At 68.0% G+C, this 1,652-nt stretch carries 2 protein-coding genes; both read right to left on the minus strand.

All coding sequences use genetic code 11. The features are described 5' to 3' along the window. Positions 1-167 precede the first annotated feature (167 nt). Positions 168-503: a hypothetical protein gene (locus XM50_RS00175; protein ID WP_046406327.1), complete on the minus strand. Its 336-nt coding sequence runs from the start codon at positions 501-503 to the stop codon at positions 168-170. Positions 504-667: 164 nt separating this feature from the next. Then, the coding region (gene mmsA / locus XM50_RS00180; RefSeq protein WP_046406329.1) for a CoA-acylating methylmalonate-semialdehyde dehydrogenase at positions 668-1,652 on the minus strand (985 nt) is incomplete at its 5' end.

The following is a 1,652-nucleotide window of genomic DNA, read 5'->3' on the forward strand; positions in this document are numbered from 1 at the left end:
TCGACGGGGGCGGGCGCGCCGGGGTCGGTGGACATGTCGCCGGGATCGGGCTCATTGCCCGGAGGGCGCAGCGGGTTCATCGGATTCTCCTGCCGTTTCGCGTGCGGGTTGCAGATGCCCAACGCCTCAGTCGCTGGCTGGTTCGGTGAGTACCCGTCTCGCCCGCGCTACTGACCGGAAAGCAGCTGCATTACCTGCGCGCGGAACAATGCGATGCGGGCGCGCATCGTCTTTGGATCATGGTCGGGCTTGGCAAAGACATTGGGGCACTCGGCCGCGACCATGATGTTGATGATCGTGGTCTTGTCGAGCGTCGGATCGCGTCGCCGGATCTCGGCCAGTGCCTCGGTGATCGTATTCTCGCGGTCGGGGCCGGCGAGGCGGCCGGTCAGCCCGTTGACGAACGCCGCGCCGATCGTTGGCGGCGCAACGGTCTGCGGGTCGGGGCAGGTCATTTGTTCGGATGGCTGCCGGCAGGCGGCGACCAGCAGAAGCGCCACCATCGCTCGTTTTCCGGCACCCGTCATGGCGACCCTCCGCAGATGATGTTGGCCCGATCGAAAGCGATCAGCCGCCGACAGTGGTGCGGGGTGGCCCGGGAGGGGTCAATTCAGGACTAACACGGAGATGGCGGGCGCCCGCGACCGGCCGCGGCGCCCGCCAGGGATCACGCCAGCGTGGGCATCACGAATTCGGCGCCCGCGCGGATGCTGCGCGGCCAGCGCGCCGTCACCGTCTTCAGCCGGGTGTAGAAACGCACCCCTTCCATGCCGTGCATGTGATGGTCGCCGAACAGCGACGCCTTCCACCCGCCAAAGCTGTGGAACGCCATCGGCACCGGGATCGGGATGTTGACGCCGACCATGCCTACCTCGATGCGATGCGCGAACTCCCGCGCCGCATCGCCGTCACGGGTGTAGATGGAGGTGCCATTGGCGAAGGGATGGCCGGCGATGAGCCGGACGGCCTCCTCGAAATCGGCCGCGCGCACCGCCGACAGGACGGGCCCGAAGATCTCTTCCTGATAGATCGACATGTCGGGGGTCACGTGATCGAACAGCGTGCCGCCAACGAAGAAGCCCGGTCCTGCCTCTGCGGCGAAGCGCCGCCCGTCGACGACCAGCGCCGCCCCCTGATCGACGCCGGCGGTGATGTACGACATCACCCGGTCACGATGCGCCGCGGTGATGAGCGGGCCCATTTCCATCGAGTTGTCGCGCCCGTTGCCGATGCGCAAGGCGCGAACCCGCGGCGCCAGCGCCTCGACCAGCCGGTCGGCGGTTTCCTGCCCCACCGGGACGGCGACGGAAATTGCCATGCAGCGCTCGCCCGCCGAGCCATAAGCGGCGCCGATCAGCGCGTCCGCGACCTGTTCGATATCGGCATCGGGCATGACGACCATGTGGTTCTTGGCACCGCCCAGCGCCTGGCACCGCTTCCCCTGACGTGTGGCGGTCTCATAGACGTACCGCGCGACCGGGGTGGAGCCGACGAAGCTGATCGCCTTGATCTCCGGCGCCTCAAGCAGAGCGTCGACCGCGACATGATCGCCATTGACGATCGAGAACACCCCGTCTGGCAGCCCCGCCTCGCTCAGCAGCTCCGCGAGGATCAGCGCGGCGGAGGGCACGCGCTCCGACGGCTTCAGGATG

The sequence above is a fragment of the Sphingomonas sp. Ag1 genome, assembly GCF_000980895.1.
GTDB classification, from domain to species: Bacteria; Pseudomonadota; Alphaproteobacteria; order Sphingomonadales; family Sphingomonadaceae; genus Sphingomonas; species Sphingomonas panaciterrae.